Source organism: Pseudomonas aeruginosa (genome assembly GCF_001457615.1).
Taxonomy (GTDB): Bacteria; Pseudomonadota; Gammaproteobacteria; order Pseudomonadales; family Pseudomonadaceae; genus Pseudomonas; species Pseudomonas aeruginosa.
Window position 1 is genome coordinate 2,740,607 of sequence record NZ_LN831024.1, and the last position, 15,316, is coordinate 2,755,922.

14 protein-coding genes are annotated in these 15,316 nt (G+C 69.2%); 11 read left to right on the top strand and 3 right to left on the bottom strand.

Features of this window, described 5'->3' with window-relative positions:
- The first annotated feature begins 222 nt into the window (after nucleotides 1-222).
- The 6 genes from hflK to AT700_RS12805 all read left to right on the top strand — a co-directional run bounded on the left by hflK (nucleotide 223) and on the right by AT700_RS12805 (nucleotide 7,435).
- Nucleotides 223-2,223 (top strand): protease modulator HflK, encoded by a 2,001-nt coding sequence (gene hflK / locus AT700_RS12780; protein WP_016263446.1) that lies wholly within the window; start codon nucleotides 223-225, stop codon nucleotides 2,221-2,223.
- Between the two features lie 11 nt (nucleotides 2,224-2,234).
- A complete protein-coding gene (gene hflC, locus AT700_RS12785) occupies nucleotides 2,235-3,254 on the top strand; it encodes a protease modulator HflC (RefSeq protein ID WP_048521082.1) in 1,020 nt (339 codons plus the stop codon).
- Nucleotides 3,251-4,291, top strand: a complete 1,041-nt coding sequence (locus tag AT700_RS12790; RefSeq protein ID WP_048521083.1) for an SPFH domain-containing protein — start codon at nucleotides 3,251-3,253, stop codon at nucleotides 4,289-4,291. The genes hflC and AT700_RS12790 overlap by 4 nt, the downstream gene beginning before the upstream one ends.
- Before the next feature lie 153 nt (nucleotides 4,292-4,444).
- A complete protein-coding gene (locus AT700_RS12795; RefSeq protein WP_003089693.1) occupies nucleotides 4,445-4,879 on the top strand; it encodes a hypothetical protein in 435 nt (144 codons plus the stop codon).
- 28 nt (nucleotides 4,880-4,907) lie between these two features.
- Nucleotides 4,908-6,893: a cation-translocating P-type ATPase gene (locus tag AT700_RS12800; protein WP_003102964.1), complete on the top strand. Its 1,986-nt coding sequence runs from the start codon at nucleotides 4,908-4,910 to the stop codon at nucleotides 6,891-6,893.
- A complete protein-coding gene (locus AT700_RS12805; protein WP_003102966.1) occupies nucleotides 6,890-7,435 on the top strand; it encodes a DUF4946 domain-containing protein in 546 nt (181 codons plus the stop codon). The genes AT700_RS12800 and AT700_RS12805 overlap by 4 nt, the downstream gene beginning before the upstream one ends.
- Nucleotides 7,436-7,570: 135 nt before the next feature.
- Here the strand turns inward: AT700_RS12805 and AT700_RS12810 are convergent, their stop codons facing one another.
- Both AT700_RS12810 and AT700_RS12815 read right to left on the bottom strand, forming a co-directional pair.
- Entirely contained in the window at nucleotides 7,571-7,840 is a 270-nt protein-coding gene (locus AT700_RS12810) for a hypothetical protein (protein ID WP_003102968.1), read from the bottom strand.
- Between the two features lie 114 nt (nucleotides 7,841-7,954).
- Nucleotides 7,955-8,869, bottom strand: a complete 915-nt coding sequence (locus AT700_RS12815) for a LysR family transcriptional regulator (RefSeq protein WP_003089677.1) — start codon at nucleotides 8,867-8,869, stop codon at nucleotides 7,955-7,957.
- A 400-nt stretch (nucleotides 8,870-9,269) separates the two neighbouring features.
- Here AT700_RS12815 and AT700_RS12820 point away from each other — a divergent pair, with 400 nt between their 5' ends.
- Genes AT700_RS12820 through AT700_RS12830 form a run of 3 tightly spaced genes read left to right on the top strand, consistent with a single transcriptional unit; the run spans nucleotide 9,270 to nucleotide 12,644 of the window.
- The gene (locus AT700_RS12820) at nucleotides 9,270-11,444 is read left to right on the top strand and encodes an FUSC family protein (RefSeq protein WP_034086018.1); all 2,175 of its coding nucleotides are present in this window, start codon (nucleotides 9,270-9,272) and stop codon (nucleotides 11,442-11,444) included.
- Nucleotides 11,434-11,643 carry a DUF1656 domain-containing protein gene (locus AT700_RS12825; protein ID WP_003116901.1) on the top strand — a complete coding sequence of 70 codons (210 nt, stop codon included), beginning with the start codon at nucleotides 11,434-11,436 and terminating at the stop codon, nucleotides 11,641-11,643. Before AT700_RS12820 ends, AT700_RS12825 begins: the two co-directional genes overlap by 11 nt.
- The gene (locus AT700_RS12830) at nucleotides 11,640-12,644 is read left to right on the top strand and encodes an HlyD family secretion protein (protein WP_003113071.1); all 1,005 of its coding nucleotides are present in this window, start codon (nucleotides 11,640-11,642) and stop codon (nucleotides 12,642-12,644) included. Before AT700_RS12825 ends, AT700_RS12830 begins: the two co-directional genes overlap by 4 nt.
- Before the next feature lie 36 nt (nucleotides 12,645-12,680).
- On the opposite strand, the gene AT700_RS12835 is transcribed toward AT700_RS12830, so the two are convergent.
- Nucleotides 12,681-12,926 carry a hypothetical protein gene (locus AT700_RS12835; protein ID WP_003113070.1) on the bottom strand — a complete coding sequence of 82 codons (246 nt, stop codon included), beginning with the start codon at nucleotides 12,924-12,926 and terminating at the stop codon, nucleotides 12,681-12,683.
- 261 nt (nucleotides 12,927-13,187) lie between these two features.
- Here AT700_RS12835 and ppk2 point away from each other — a divergent pair, with 261 nt between their 5' ends.
- Nucleotides 13,188-14,102 (top strand): polyphosphate kinase 2, encoded by a 915-nt coding sequence (gene ppk2 / locus AT700_RS12840; protein ID WP_003089666.1) that lies wholly within the window; start codon nucleotides 13,188-13,190, stop codon nucleotides 14,100-14,102.
- Between the two features lie 172 nt (nucleotides 14,103-14,274).
- On the top strand, nucleotides 14,275-15,288 hold the full coding sequence (locus AT700_RS12845; protein ID WP_003116903.1) for a GNAT family N-acetyltransferase: 1,014 nt from the start codon (nucleotides 14,275-14,277) through the stop codon (nucleotides 15,286-15,288).
- The last annotated feature ends 28 nt before the right edge of the window (nucleotides 15,289-15,316 follow it).

Sequence of the window (15,316 nt, forward strand, 5' to 3'; positions counted from 1 at the left end):
GTCGTTTGCACGGATGTCCGGTGGTTTTTCCCGGCTGCTTAGAACCTTTCGATTGGTTAGGTGTTGCCCAGGGTGCTGCACACAGACTCTCGTCTTCCAGTCAAGAGCCTTGGGATGCAGACTGTTTTTCAAATCATGACAACTTCTTAACGCGCATTGTTATAAAGTTGCGGGCGTTTGCGCCGGCCTGGCCGGTACCTTCGAGTTTTGCCTGGAGTGAAGATGAGAGTCGACCTGGACGCCGAGGGCGTCGCCGCCGAATCGCTGCCGCGTTTCCAGCAGGCGCCCCGGCAGTTGCGCCAGCTGTGGCGATGGGCAGCGGCCAGCGTCGCCTTGGCCGCCGCCTGCGCCGTGCTGGGGTTCTTCATCGGCCTGTTCGCCGCCGACTCGCTCTGGCCGCCGCTGCTGTACAACCTCGGCGCGGCCTGGCTGGTCCTGTTCGCCGGTCTGCACGCGGCCTACCGGGTCGCGGCCTGGCGTTGCGTGGTCCTCGGCGCGGAGGCCAGCGCGCGGCCTGCCTGGCTGCGCTGGCAGCGGGACGAACCCGACGCCACCGCCGACAGCGCCTATGAACGGCTGCTGGAGCGCCTGGGCCAGGCCATCGCCCACGGCCTGGCCCAGCTCGGGCACGCTGCGCTGTGGCTGGCGGCGAGCGCGGCGCTGGCGTTGTGCTTGGTAGCCGCCGGCTGGCGTCTCGACCTGCCGCCGGCCAGTTCCGGGCAAGCGGCCGACCTCGCCATCGGTATCTGCCTGCTGCTGGCCTTCGCGGTGCTGGTGCTGGAACGTCGCCTCGCCAGCCAAGGGCCGGCGCAGTGGCCGGAAGCCCCGGTCCTCGGGCAACTGGCGCGGGCGTTGATCGGTACCCTGGTGCTGGCCGCCCTCTGTCTGTTCCTGGCTCGCCAGGGACACCCCTGGGCCCCGCGCCTGGCGGTACTGCTCGGCCTGTTGCCGGCGGCGCTGGCGCTGGAGTTGCTGGGCAGGGCGATCCTGGCGATGTTCGCGCCGCAGCGTGCCGGCCTCGAACCGCGCCTGGTCGCCACCAGCCTGCTGGCCGACCTGTTGCGCTGGCCGCCGCGTCCCCTGCAGCGTCTGCAGCATGAGTTGCACCAGCGCTTCGGCATCGACCTGCGCCAGGTCTGGGCCTTCGGTTTCATGCGGCGGGCGTTCCTGCCGGTGCTGGCGGTGGTGTCGCTGAGCGGCTGGCTGCTCAGCGGCGTACGCGAGATCGGCATGGATGCACGGGGTGTCTACGAGCGCTTCGGCAAGCCGGTCGCGGTGCTCGGCCCCGGCCTGCACCTGGGGCTGCCCTGGCCGCTGGGGCGGGTGTTGGCGGTGGAGAACGGGGTGGTCCACGAGTTGGCCACCAGCGTCGCCGCCGGCGACGGCGGAGCCGAGCCGCTCGCGCCCGCCGAAGGTCCGGCCCCGGATAGCGCCAACCGCTTGTGGGACGCCTCCCACGTCAGCGAGAAATCGCAGGTCATCGCCAGCCTGGCCGACCGTCGGCAGAGCTTCCAGATCGTCAACATGGACGTGCGCATCGTCTACCGCATCGCTCTCGACGACGCGGCAGCGCTGGCGGCGACCTACCGCAGCGCCGACGTGCCGACGCTGGTGCGCAGCACCGCCAGCCGCGTACTGGTGCATGCCTTCGCCTCGCGGACCCTCGATGAGGTCCTCGGCGAGCAGCGCGCGGGCCTGGCCGAGCAGATCGGCCAGGCCGTGCAGGCCGATCTCGACCGCCTCGGCAGCGGCGTCGAGGTACTGGGCGCGGCGGTCGAGGCGATCCATCCGCCGGCCGGTGCGGCGAACGCCTACCACGCGGTGCAGGCCGCGCAGATCACCGCCCAGGCGCTGATCGCCCGCGAGCGCGGGCAGGCCGCCGCGCAGCGCAACGAGGCGCAACTACAGGCCAGCGTGGCGCACGACCGGGCCAGCGCGCAGGCCCGCGAGACCCTGGCCGCCGCGCAGGCCGCCGACCGGCGTTTCGCCGCCGAGCGGGAAGGCTATGCCGACGCCGGCCAGGCTTTCCTGCTGGAGGCCTACTACCGCCAACTCGGACGCGGCCTGGGCAAGGCCAACCTGCTGCTCATCGACCACCGCATCGCCGGCGCCGGCGCGCCGACCATCGACCTGCGCAGCTTCGGCCTCGGCCGCCTGGATTCCCCGTCTTCGTCCCGTCCGTCCGCCGCTCCGGCGTCCGCGGCCGGGCAATCCGCACCATGAGGAGAGCGCTCTTGAGCCTCGGTCACTCCCACTCGCACAGCCACCACGAGCATCATCACGATCACGATCACGATCACGGCCATGGCGCACAGGCCGCGCCGCCCTGGCGCCGGCTGCTGGTCGCCGCGCTGCTGGTGCTGTTCGCCGTCGCCGCCGCTTGCCTGGTGCAGGTACGTTCCGGCGAGGCGATAGTCATCACCCGTTTCGGCAACCCGGCGCGGGTCCTGCTCGAACCGGGCCTGGCCTGGCGCCTGCCGTTGCCGTTCGAGAGCGCGATCCCGGTCGACCTGCGCCTGCGCACCACCTCCAGCGGCCTGCAGGACGTCGGCACCCGCGATGGCCTGCGGATCATCGTCCAGGCCTACGTGGCCTGGCAGGTCCAGGGCGACGCCGACAACGTGCAGCGCTTCATGCGCGCGGTGCGCAACCAGCCGGACGAGGCTGCCCGGCAGTTGCGCACCTTCGTCGGCTCGGCGCTGGAAACCACCGCCAGCGCCTATGACCTGGCCGACCTGGTGAATACCGAGGCGTCGCGGGTGCGTATCGGCGACTTCGAAGCGCGCCTGCGCGAACAGATCGACCATCAGTTGCTGGCGACCTACGGGGTCAAGGTGGTGCAGGTCGGCATCGAGCGCCTGACCCTGCCCAAGGTGACCCTCGGCGCCACCGTCGACCGCATGCGCGCCGAGCGCGAGACCATCGCCACCGAGCGTACCGCCGAGGGCCGTCGCCAGGCCGCGGAGATCCGTTCGGCGGCGGAGCGCGACGCCCGGGTGATCCAGGCCGAGGCTTCGGTGAAAGCCGCGGAGGTCGAGGCCCAGGCACGGGTCGAGGCGGCGCGCATCTACGGCAAGGCCTACGCCGGTTCGCCGCAGCTATACAACCTGCTGCGCTCGCTGGACACCCTCGGCACCATCGTCAACGGCGATACCCGGCTGGTCTTGCGCACCGATGCCGCACCGTTCCGCGTGCTGGTCGACGGGCCGCCGGCGCTCCCCGCCGAAGCGCCGGCCAACGGGCGCCGGCCATGAGCGGCGAAGCGCACGAGGGGCTGCGCAGCCCCTGGCTGCAGGCCGGACGCCTGGCGTTCCTCGCACTGTTCGGCGTGACCCTCCTGGCGGCGCTGGCCTGGGCGTTTTCCAACGTCCGTCAGATCGGCCCGGAGAACCGCGCCGTAGTGCTGCGCCTGGGCGCGCTGGAGCGCCTGGCCGGTCCCGGCCTGCTGCTGGCCTGGCCGCAGCCGCTGGAGCAGGTGGTGCTGCTGCCGTCCGCCGAACAGGTGATCGAACGCCGCGTCGAGGGCCTGCTGCGTTCCGAGCAGGCGCGTCGCGCCGATCTCGACGTCAGCCTGTCCAGCGACGCGCTGGCCGGCTCCGGCTACCTGCTGACCGGCGACGCCGGGGTGGTGCAACTGGACGTGCGGGTGTTCTACAAGGTCGACGACCCGTACGCCTACGTCCTCCAGGGCGCCCACGTGCTGCCGGCGCTGGACCGGCTGGTGGCGCGCAACGCCGTGCAGGTCTGCGCCGCGCGCGACCTGGACACCATCCTGGTGGCGCGCCCGGAGTTGCTCGGCAACGACAGCGCGGTCGCCGAGCGCCGCGAACGCCTGCGCGGCGACCTGGTGCAGGGCATCAACCACAGCCTGGCGGCGTTGGCCGCGGCCGGCAGCGGGCTGGGCATCCAGGTGGTGCGGGTCGACGTGCAGTCGAGCCTGCCGCGCAATGCGGTAAGCGCCTTCAACGCGGTGCTGACCGCCAGCCAACTGGCCGAGCAGAACGTCGCCAAGGCGCGCACCGAGGCGGAGAAACTCACCCAGGCCGCCACCGAGGGGGCCGACCGCACCCTGCAGCTCGCCCGCGCCGAGGCCGGCGAACGGCTGGCCCAGGCGCGCCGCGACACCGCCAGCATCGTTGGCCTGGCCCCGGCGCTGGGCGCGACCGATGCCGGCCTGCTCTGGCACCTGTACCGCGAACGGGTGCCGGCGATCCTCGGCAAGGCCGGTTCGGTCGGCAGCGTCGATCCGCGCGACGATGGCCGCCTGATTCTGCAAGGTGGGCAGCCATGAGCCGCTGCCCGACGGTGCCCTTCGCGGGCTGTGAAACAATGGACGGACAAGCGAACGTGAAACGGCTACCCTGCGTCGGCATCAACCTTCGGTACGCGCTTCCGCCAGCGGAACGCGGCGCCGAGTCGAACAACCAGGCGAACGGGACGGGCAATGACGGCAGGCGGTATTCCATTCACGGGCAACGGTGCGCGGCTATCACCCGGCAGGGCCCTGCTGTGCGGGCTGGCGCTGTTGCTGTGCGGCGGCGAGGCGCTGGCGCGGCAGTTGCCGAGCGACATGCTGGTGGGCTTCGTGGCCAGCGCGCAGTACCCGGTCATCACCCTGAAGAAGCCCAAGCAGAGCCTGCTGCGCAGCGTGCTCACCCTGGGGCTGGGGAAGAAGACCGTCAGCTATTCGGTGGCGCCGTCGGTGCGCATCCGCACGGCGCAGAACCTGTTCATCGTCTATGGCCGCATGCCCCAGCTCAAGGGCAGTTTCGTCGGCCTGAAGAGCGACAACAACGGGCAGGTCAAGCAGATCTGGGAGCTCACCGAGAAGGAAGCCCTGGACTACGTACGCCGGCCGGACGCGCGCTTCCCGCAATAGCCGCCGCGGCTCGCCCCGGGAGGTGCGCATGAGCGAGCCGACCGCCCACGGCAGCCATGGCGGCTGCGCGCATCACCATCATCACCTGCCGTTCGGCGGCGGCCTGCTCAGCCGCGACGAGCAGCGCCGCGCCGCGCGCCAGCTGAGCCTGGCGATGCTCGCCCTCGGCCTGTTGCTGCTCGGCCTGGCCTGGCGCTGGCTGGCGGCGGACCAGGCCGGGGTCAGCCAGATCCTGCTCGGCGTCGCGTCGCTGCTGGTGGCGCTGCCGGTGGCCCGCTCGGCCTGGGACAGCCTGCGGCATCCGAGCCTGCACGGCGTCACCGACCAGTTGATCGCGCTGGCCATGCTCGGCGCCTGGGCCAGCGGCGACCTGCTGACCGCCGCGCTGCTGCCGATCATCATGATCTTCGGCCACGTGCTGGAGGAGCGCAGCGTGATCGGCTCCCAGGAGGCCATCGCCGCCCTCGGCGAGCTGACCCGCAGCCATGCCCGGCGGATCGAGGCCGACGGCAGCCTGAGCGAGGTGGACAACGCCAGCCTGCGAGCGGGCGACCAGGTGGAAGTGCGCGCCGGCGACCGGGTTCCGGCCGACGGGCGGGTCCTGCAGGGCCAGGCCAGTCTCGACACCGCGCCGATCACCGGCGAGTCGGTGCCGCTCGAGGTGGCGCCGGGGATGGAGGTCTACGGCGGCGCGATCAACCTCGACGGCCTGCTGCGCATCGAGATAACCCGTACCGGCGAGGCCTCGACCCTGGGCAAGGTGATCGGCCTGATGCAGCAGGCCGAGCGCGCCAAGCCGCCGATCACCCGCCTGCTGGAGCGCTACGCCGGGCAGTACATGTTGCTGGTGTTGCTGATCGCCGCGGTCACCTGGTTCGTCACCAACGATGCCCAGGCCATGCTCGCCGTGCTGGTCGCCGCCTGTCCCTGCGCCCTGGTGCTGTCCGCCCCGGCCACGGCTATCGCCGGGATCGCCGTGGCCGCCCGTCATGGCATCCTGATCCGCAGCTCGGCCTTCCTCGAGGAACTGGCGGACCTGACTTCGCTGGTGGTCGACAAGACCGGCACCCTGACCCATGGCAGCCTGCGCCTGCAGGCGCTGCGCCTGGCCGATGCCGCCGAGGAGGCGTCGGTGCTGCGCCTGGCCGCTAGCCTCGGCGCCGCCAGCAGCCATCCGGTGAGCCGAGCGCTGGCAGCCCTGGCGGCGCACGATGCCTATCATCCATTGAGCGATATCCGCGAACGCCAGGGGTTCGGCGTGGTCGCACGAACAGCGGCGGGCGAAGCCGCCCTCGGCCGGCCCGAACTGTTCCAGCAACTGGGCATCGACGCCAGCGAGGTGCCGGAGCATGAGGGACCGATCGCCGGAATCGCCCTGGACGGGCGCTTCCTCGGCTGGCTGCTGCTGGCCGACAGCGTACGCGCGGAGGCCGCCGAGGCCCTGGCCGATCTGCGCGAACTGGGTCTGGGCCGGCAACTGTTGCTGACCGGCGATCGCCGGGCGGTGGCCGACGCCGTGGCCAAGCAGGTGGGGATTCGCCAACTGGTGGCGCAGGCGTTGCCGGAGGACAAGCTGCGCCAGGTCGGCGCGGAGATCGGCAGCGGTTTCCGGCCGATGGTGGTCGGCGACGGCATCAACGATTCGCTGGCGCTGAAGGCCGGTGTGGTCGGGGTGGCAATGGGCGCCGGCGGCGCCGACATCGCCCTGGCCTCGGCGGATATCGTGCTGATCGGCAGCGACCTGCGCCGCCTCGGCACCTGCGTGCGGCTCAGCCGGCAATGCCGGCGGACCCTGCAGGTCAACGTGGCGATCGGCCTCGGCTGGACCCTGGCGATCGTCGCCGCGGCAGCCTTCGGCCTGCTCGGCGCGGCCGGGGCGATGGTCGCGGCGCTGCTGCACAACCTCAGCACCTTGCTGGTGCTGGGCAATGCCGGACGCCTGCTGCGTTTCGAGGAGCCCCTCGGGCAGCCCCGGCCGGCCGTGGAGGGACGCGAAGAGGAGGGTACACCGTGAGGCAGGCGCAAACGCGACGCAACGGCTGGCGCTGGCTGGCCCTGGCGGTCGGCACGCTGTCCGCGCTGAGCCTGGCCGAGGCGTCGATGGCGCGCTGGCCGGCGGGCTGGCAGGTCAGCGACCTGCCCGCCGCGCAGCCCGGCCAGGCCGGCGCCGGCCAGCGCCAGCGCGCGGTCAAGTTGCAGGCAGACGGCTCCCAGGCACTGGTGATGGAGGTGACGCGGATGCCCCTGCAGAGCGGGCAGGCAGTGAACCTGGAGAAAGTCCTCGGGCACATGCGCAAGCTGGTGCAGATCGAGTTCCTGCGCAACGGCCTGCAGACCGCCTGCACCTCGCCGCAGCCGTCCACCACCGGCGGGCTGGCGGCGCTGGAGACCACCTGCACCATTCGCCAGCGCGGCGCCGTGGTGATGAAGCAGACCTTGCTCGCCGCGGCCGGCAAGACCTCGGCCTATTCGCTGTCCTATGCCGGCCTGGCCGAGGCCTACGACGCCAGCCAGGCGGAAATCCGCGCGGTACGGGAAAGCCTGCGCTTCGAGTGAGCGAAATCGGACGCGGTCGGGGCGGGGGCTGGAGTGTCGGCGGATAACGCCTGCGGCGCTATTCGCCCTGCGGAGGGTCGCATTGGGGTAGGACGGATAACCGCTTGCGGTTATCCGCCTTGCGTCTGTCGCGGATCATTTCTTGCCGGTGTTCTGCAGGATCTGCAGGGCCTGGGTGGTGGCGGTGATGCAACCTTTGGTGTCGCCGCTGGCCTGGTCCTGCCTGGCCTTGGCCTGGAGTTCCTTGACCTCGGTGACCCGCGCACCGGTGACCGAGGTCTTGCCGCGCACGGCGAGGATATCGTCCAGCTTCTGCAGGTTGGCGCCGCACAGGTCGGTGCTTTCGGCGGCTTGGGCGGTGCCGCCGAGCAGGGCGGCGGCGATGAGCAGGGTACGCACGATCATGGCAGTTCTCCTTTGTGGGCCGAGTGGCCGGACGGGGGAGAGACGACAGGCTCCTGGGAGTCTTCTCCGCATGCCCAGTATCTGACCGGAGCCTCGCGGGAATGGTTCGGTCGCTCAGCCGTTGCCCCAGGGCGGGATCGACAGCGCCTGCTGGAGATGCTGGATGAACGCCTTGACCTTCGGCGACATCGCCGCCGCCCGCGAATACATCGCGTAGATCACGTCGTCGAGTGGGCGCAGGCCGGGCGCGGCGTCCACCAGGCGGCCGTTCTTGAGGTCCTCGGCGACGATGAACAGCGGCAGCAACGCCAGTCCCTGGCCGCGCAGGGCGGCGTCGCGCATGGCCTGGCCGTTGTTGCTGCTGAAGCGTCCGCGTGGCGAGACGGCACGGGGCTTGGCGCCGGGGAACGCCGGTTCGAAGGTCCAGACCTGGCTCGGCGTGGCGTTGTTGTAGCCCAGGCACTCGTGCTGCATCAGTTGTTCGAGGGTGTCCAGCGTGCCGTGGCGTTCCGCGTAGTCGGGGCTGCAGCAGACCACCCGCTGGCTGTTGGCCAGCGGCCGGGCGATCAGCGAACTGTCGTCCAGGCGGGTGACGCGGATGCTCAGGTCGTAGCCTTCCTTCTCGAAGTCGGTGAGGCGGTCGTCCATCTGCAGGACGATCTCCAGGCGCGGGTGCTGGCTCATGAAGTCGGCGATGATCGGCGACAGCCAGAGGGTGCCGAAGCTCATCGGGGTGACGATGCGCAATTCGCCGCACAGGTCGTTCTCGCGCAGGGCGACGATCTCCGCGGCGTTGTTGAGTTCCTGCAGCGAGGCCTTGGCGGCCTTGTAGAAGAAATGCCCGGCCTCGGTCGGCTCGACGTTGCGCGTGGTGCGGTAGAGCAGGCGGACGCCGAGGCGTCGTTCGAGATCGCTGACACGCTTGCTGATCACCGACTTGGACAGGCTCATGCGCTCGGCCGCCGACGTCACGCTGTTGAGTTCGGCGACGTTGAGGAAGGCTTCGATATCGTCGAAACGCAGGCTCATCGGTGGGCCCACGATACAGTGGCAATCGCTCGACGCATTCTCGGCTCCTCCTGGTCGTTTTCCTTGGGCTTTCTATCCGCTTGATTCGCAAGCTAAATCGATCCAGCCTTGAGCAAGCTTACCCAATCGAAAGGCGCCGCAGCGTTCGTTCTCAGCGAAAACGGTTTTCGCCTGGACGCGCTACCGGGAAGGCTGTCGGGGCTTTTACCCTGTAGCCGCGACTCGTCGCTCCGTGGCCGACCGCACCTGCCCGCCCCCGTAGGCGGCCACGGATTTCCTTGCGCCTTCTAGACTGGAAGCGAACCCGCCGCATGAACCCCGAACGAGAAACCAGCATGTCGAGTCGCTTCATCGCCGCCTGGTCCGCGGCCAACCGTTGCCTGGAGGTGTGGGGCCGGGCATGGAAGGGCTGAAATTCTACGCCCGCTTGCTCTGGCGGCCGCCGCGGGAAACCCTGCTGTTCGCCCTGCGCACCGTCGCCGCCGGGCTGCTGACCCTCTACCTGGCCTTCCTCTTCGACCTGGAGCAGCCGAAGTGGGCGCTGATGACCGTGGTCATCGTCAGCCAGCCGCTGGCCGGGATGGCTCTCAAGCGCAGTTTCGCCCAGGTCCTCGGTACCTTCGCCGGCGCCGTGGTGGCGGTGCTGATCATGGCGCTGTTCGCCCAGCAACCGTTGCCGTTCTTCGTCGCCCTGGGACTCTGGCTGGCGCTCTGCACCGCCGGCGGCACCTTGCTGCGCTACACCGACTCGCACGCCTTCGTGCTCAGCGGCTTCACCGCGGTGATCGTCGCCGTGCTGTCGATTCCCGATCCGGAAAACACCTTCATGCTCGCCGTGGTGCGGGTCACCGAGACCCTGCTGGGCGTCGCCTGCGTGGCCCTGGTCAGCCTGCTCAGCGCGCGACCGCAGGCGGTGGCGAAGGGCTACTTCGCCCAGGTCGACGGCCTGATCCGCAGTACCGCGCGGCACGCCGCGGCGGTGATCCGCGGCGACGAGGGCGACGAGTCGTTCAACCAGCGGCAGATGCAACTGGTCGCCAGCATCACCGCGCTGGACGGCCTGCGCCGGCACCTCTATTTCGACGCGCCGAACCTGCGCCGCGCCGATGGCCTGGTGCAGTTGCTGGGTAACCTGCTGGTGCTGATGGCCTCGCGGCTGTTGCTGCTGCGCCAGCATCGCCTGCTGGTGCGGGCGCACTGGGTCGGGCCGTTGCCGGCGGATATCCAGGCACTGCTGGATCGTGCGTTGCGGGTGCTGGACGCGCTGGCCGAGCAGGGGCGGGCGGTACCCTCCGAGGTGCTGGAGGAGTTCCAGGCGGTGCGCCAGGCCTTCGATGCCGCGGCGACGCGCGCGGAGTCCTACGACGAGGCGCTGAGCCCGGCGCTGCGCCCGCAGGTGGCGATCCTGCGCTGGGAATACGCGCGGCTGTTCCAGCGCCTGGGCGAAGTGCTCGAACTCAACGATGCGATCCAGTCCGGCCGCCAGGCCAGCAGTTTCTACCGCCGTGGCCAGGCGCAGGCGCTGCACCTGGACTGGGCGCTGGCCTCGATGAACGCCGTGCGCGCTTTCGTCGCCTTGTCCTGCGCCGCCTGGCTGTGGATCACCAGCGCCTGGAACGGCGCCCTCAGCAGCCTGCTGCTGGTCGGCGTGATGTGCTCGCTGATGGCGACCTTCCCGCGTCCGCTGCTGGCGGCGCAGAACTTCCTGCGCGGGCTGCTGCTGGCGATCCTGATCTCGGCGGCGCTGCTGTTCGTGCTGTTGCCGGCATCCGCCGACTTCGAGTGGCTGGCGCTGTGGATGGCGTTGCTGCTGTACGTGGTCGCGGTCGGCTTGAGCAGCCCGCTGAGCGCCGGGATCGCCATGGGCATCGGCCTGGAGACCCTGCTGATGGTGGCGCCGCAGAATATCGCGGTCTACTACAGCAACGCTTCGCAGTGGTTCGAGTTCGTCGGCGGCTTCCTCGCCGCGGCGGTCCTCGCCGTGCTGGTGTTCGCCCTGGTCTATCCGTTCCGCGCCGACCCGCGCCTGCGCCGGCTGCTCTACCTGTCGCGCCAGGACGTCGCGGAAATGTCGCGCTGCGAGGCCAGCGAGACGCAGCGCTTCGCCTTCGAGACGCGGATGATCGATCGCCTGGCGGTGATGGTCGGCCTGCTGCCGGCGAGCCAGGAGCCGGCTGCGGCGGAACGTTTCCAGTGCGCCCTGGGCTGCGTGGTGATGGGCGTGGCGTTGAACCGCCTGCGCGAGCCGCTGCATGACGCCGGGGTGGTGCCGCTGGAGTTGCAGCCGCTGCTGGGCGAGGCGCTGCGCGAGGTCGCCGCCTACATAGCCGGCGGCGCGGACGCCCCGCGGCAGGACCTCGCCCTGGCCGCCCTGCGGCGTTTCGGCCGGGGCCTGGAGGCCTTGCTGGCGCAGCCGTCGAAGGACCTCGGGGCGACGCGGCAGCGCTTCATCATGAATGTCGCGGTACTGATCCTGCAGCAGTCGCTGCAACGCTATCGGACGCTGCTGGAGGAGGACCGCGGCGCACCGGCGGTCGTCGAAGAACCAGAAGAGGAGGGCGGACATGCCCGCTGATGTCGAGGTCGGGGGCGCCTACCTGCCGCCGATCGCCCAGGCGCTGCTGCTGGCCTGGCTGATCCTGCTGCTGCTCAACCCGCTGTTGCGGCGCTTCGGCGTGTTGCAGCGGGTCTGGCACGAAGCGCTGTTCCAGGGCGCGTTGTACTGCGCGATCTGCGCCGGTCTGATCCTGTGGATGGGAGAGATGTCCCGATGAACCTGTTGCAAGGCAAATGGCCGCGCCTGGCCACCCTGCTGGCGGTGCTGGTGGCGGCGGCGCTGGTGTTCCTCGCCTGGGAACGCTACACCCGCACGCCCTGGACCCGTGACGCGCGGGTCCGCGCCGATGTGGTGACGCTGTCGGCGGACGTTTCCGGGCTGATCACCCGGTTGCCGCTGAGCGACAACCAGCCCGTGGAGAAGGGCGAGCTGCTGCTCAGCATCGATCCGGCGCGCTATGAACTGGCGGTGCTGCGCGCCGAGCGCGCGGTGAACGTGGCGCGGGCGGCGCTGGGCGAGTCGCGCGCGGCGATCGAGGCCAGCCAGGCCCAGTTGCGCCAGCGCCGCAGCGAGGCGCAACGGCGCTCGGCATTGCAGAAGCGCTCGATGCTATCGGTGGAAGAGAACGAAAAGGCCCAGACCGACGTCAGCCTGGCCCAGGCCGAGTTGCTGAGGAACCAGGCCAGCCTCGGCCTGGCCCAGGCCAACGTGGAGCTTGCCGAAGCCGCCTTGCAGCAGGCCCGTCTCGACCTCGAACGTACCCAGGTGCGCGCCCCGGTCAGCGGCTACGTGACCAACCTGCAGACCCGCGAGGGCGACTACGCCCACGCCGGGGTGCCATTGCTGGCGCTGGTGGACCGCGATTCGTTCTATGTCAGCGGATACTTCGAGGAGACCAAGTTGCCGGGCATCCACGTCGGCAGCCGGGCGCGGGTGGAACTGATGAGCGGCGAGCGCTTCGACGGGCGCGTGCAGAGCATCGCCCATGCCATCACCGACCGGGAGAATGCCGAGGGCTCGCGCCTGCTGGCGAACATCAACCCGAGCTATACCTGGGTCAAGCTGGCCCAGCGAATTCCGGTGCGCATCGCCATCGATCCCGCCTATCGCCAGCGCAACACCTTGCGCGCCGGCGTGACCGCGACCATCCGGGTGCTGCCCGCGGAGGACACCGCGAAAGTCGATTCCGCGGCGCCCGGGACTGCCTTGCGGCCTTGAGTCAGGCCGAACCGGTCAGTCTGTGCCGGTCATGGCTCAGGGTTGTTCGCGGACGATTTCCGCCAGGTGCAGGATCAATCGCTCGTCAGCCTGGTTGCCGCTCTGCTGGCGGAATTGCCTGGCCTCCTCGCGGGCGCGCTGGAAGGCCGCATCGACGCTGGCCTGGCCATGGCTGTCGCGAATCCACAGGTAGAGGCCCATGACCAGGCTCTGCAGGGTGGCCAGGTCGCTGCTCTGGGCGTTCAGCGCATCGATGAGTTGCTGTTTGGAAAACGCTTGCATGGTCGATCTCCGATCAATGGCGCCGCAAGGGCGCGGTTCGCCCCGGCGGTCGCCGGGGTGCGCGGAGCATGTGGAAAGTGCGGAGAGGCTGGCCAGCTTAGGCCAAGTCATTCAAATGATTAGGGAATTTTCTGACTTTCAGTGACCTTTCGACTGTTTTCGACGGCGGGCGATCGCTACGTTTTCATCGAACCGTCACCAAACCGTCATGAAGACGCGCCTAGCATTCGCGGTATTTCGGCATGACGTGGAGAGCAGCGCATGGACTCCTATGGCGATACCTCGGGCCGCATCGGTCGCGACTGGCTCGATCGACACGACGAAGAGCTGGAGCAGGAACTGCTCGACGACGAGCTGAACCTGGACGAGCTGTTCGGTCCCGAGCAGGAGGATGCGCCCGGCGAATTGAGTCGGCGCCGCTATTTCCGCGAACTGTTCCGCCTGCAACGGGAACTGGTGAAACTGCAGAACTGGGTGGTGCACACCGGGCACAAGGTGGTGATTCTCTTCGAGGGACGCGACGCGGCGGGCAAGGGCGGCGTGATCAAGCGCATCACCCAGCGCCTCAACCCTCGGGTCTGCCGGGTTGCCGCGCTGCCCGCGCCGAACGACCGCGAGCAGACCCAGTGGTATTTCCAGCGCTACGTCTCGCACCTGCCGGCCGGTGGCGAGATCGTCCTGTTCGACCGCAGCTGGTACAACCGTGCCGGGGTCGAGCGGGTCATGGGTTTCTGCAACGACGAACAATACGAGGAATTCTTCCGCAGCGTGCCTGAGTTCGAAAAGATGCTGGCGCGCTCGGGCATCCAGTTGCTCAAGTACTGGTTCTCCATCTCCGACGCCGAGCAGCACCTGCGTTTCCTCAGCCGTATCCACGATCCGCTCAAGCAGTGGAAGCTCAGTCCGATGGACCTGGAGTCGCGGCGGCGCTGGGAGGCCTACACCAAGGCCAAGGAAACCATGCTCGAACGCACCCACATCCCCGAGGCGCCCTGGTGGGTGGTACAGGCCGACGACAAGAAGCGCGCGCGGCTGAACTGCATCCACCACCTGTTGCAGCAGATGCCCTACCGGGAAGTTCCGCAGCCGCCGGTACACCTGCCGGAGCGCCTGCGCCACGCCGATTACGTCAGGCATCCGACGCCCGGCGAGATCATCGTGCCGGAAGTCTACTGAGCCAGTGGGCGCCGCGTACTTCGCTCACTCGGGTTCTTCCTTGTTCCTCCGGCCGCGCCTCTGGATGACGCTGGCGCCTCGACGCGCGCGTTGCCGCCTGGCTCGCGCGCGCTTAAATTTCCTCCTTCACATGACGTTCCTCTGAGAACAACTCCGTGTCTCGAGTCCGATCATGCCCCTGTTGAATTCCCTGACTGTATTGCCGTTGCCTGGCGGGCAGCGTTTGAGTGGCGACGAAACCGATAGCCGGCTCAGCCTTGCCCTGGATGGTGCGTTGCTGTTGCGCCTGCGCCTGGAGCGCACAGACACGGAAATACGGCTGGCGGTGGAGGAGCTTCCCGGCGGCGATGCCGAGCATGCGTTGTGGGCCGCCAGCTACTGGCTGTTCGCCCGCGATCCGGATTGCCAGCGGCTCGTCTGGTCGCTGTCCTGGGAACCCGAAGAGTCCCTGGCGAAGGGGATGCTGACAGGAGCCGCCGCAGCGGGCACCTATGTCTGCGAGAGGGGCCGGTTCTGGCAGTTGCCATGGCCCTGGCTGCCGCTTGCCCAGCCGTGCTATCCCCAGTCGATGCAACTTACCGATGGAAAGCGTCATCCGCTGCGCCGGCCGAAGCCCAGGGGAGAGGTCTACCGGCGCTTCGATGCGCGATTGGGATGCTGGATATCCTTGCGTACCCTGGACATCGAGAGGGACCTGGAGCGTTTTCATCGCTGGCAGAACTCGCCCAGGGTGGCGGAGTTCTGGCAGGAGGATGGAAGCCTGGAACAACATCGCGAGCGTTTGCGCCAGCTCGAGGCGGATCCTCATGCACTGGGGCTCATCGGCTGTTTCGACGATGAGCCCTTCGCCTATTTCGAGGCCTACTGGGCGAAGGAGGATCGCATCGCGCCGTTCTACGTGGCCGAAGACTACGACCGCGGGATCCACATGCTGGTCGGCGAGGAGGCCCACCGGGGTCCGCACAAGGTCGCCTGCTGGCTATCGGCACTGGTCCACTACCTGTTTCTCGACGACCCGCGCTCGCAGCGAGTGGTGGCGGAACCGCGCGCAGATAACGCGCGGATGATCGGTCACATGCACAACCTGTGCTTCCACTGCGAGAAGGAGTTCGACTTTCCGCACAAGCGGGCGGCGCTGATGATCATCGGCCGCGAACGGTTCTTCGAGCGCTGTCGTCTGGCCTGACGGGGCGGGAAGAAGCTCGAGGCGTCCG

Coding starts and splice junctions, on each gene's coding strand:
- hflK (WP_016263446.1), top strand. CDS start 223: ATGAGAGTCGACCTGGACGCCGAGGGCGTCGCCGCCGAATCGCTGCCG.
- AT700_RS12790 (WP_048521083.1), top strand. CDS start 3,251: ATGAGCGGCGAAGCGCACGAGGGGCTGCGCAGCCCCTGGCTGCAGGCC.
- AT700_RS12795 (WP_003089693.1), top strand. CDS start 4,445: ATGACGGCAGGCGGTATTCCATTCACGGGCAACGGTGCGCGGCTATCA.
- AT700_RS12800 (WP_003102964.1), top strand. CDS start 4,908: ATGAGCGAGCCGACCGCCCACGGCAGCCATGGCGGCTGCGCGCATCAC.
- AT700_RS12810 (WP_003102968.1), bottom strand. CDS start 7,840: ATGATCGTGCGTACCCTGCTCATCGCCGCCGCCCTGCTCGGCGGCACC.
- AT700_RS12815 (WP_003089677.1), bottom strand. CDS start 8,869: ATGAGCCTGCGTTTCGACGATATCGAAGCCTTCCTCAACGTCGCCGAA.
- AT700_RS12820 (WP_034086018.1), top strand. CDS start 9,270: ATGGAAGGGCTGAAATTCTACGCCCGCTTGCTCTGGCGGCCGCCGCGG.
- AT700_RS12825 (WP_003116901.1), top strand. CDS start 11,434: ATGCCCGCTGATGTCGAGGTCGGGGGCGCCTACCTGCCGCCGATCGCC.
- AT700_RS12830 (WP_003113071.1), top strand. CDS start 11,640: ATGAACCTGTTGCAAGGCAAATGGCCGCGCCTGGCCACCCTGCTGGCG.
- AT700_RS12835 (WP_003113070.1), bottom strand. CDS start 12,926: ATGCAAGCGTTTTCCAAACAGCAACTCATCGATGCGCTGAACGCCCAG.
- ppk2 (WP_003089666.1), top strand. CDS start 13,188: ATGGACTCCTATGGCGATACCTCGGGCCGCATCGGTCGCGACTGGCTC.
- AT700_RS12845 (WP_003116903.1), top strand. CDS start 14,275: ATGCCCCTGTTGAATTCCCTGACTGTATTGCCGTTGCCTGGCGGGCAG.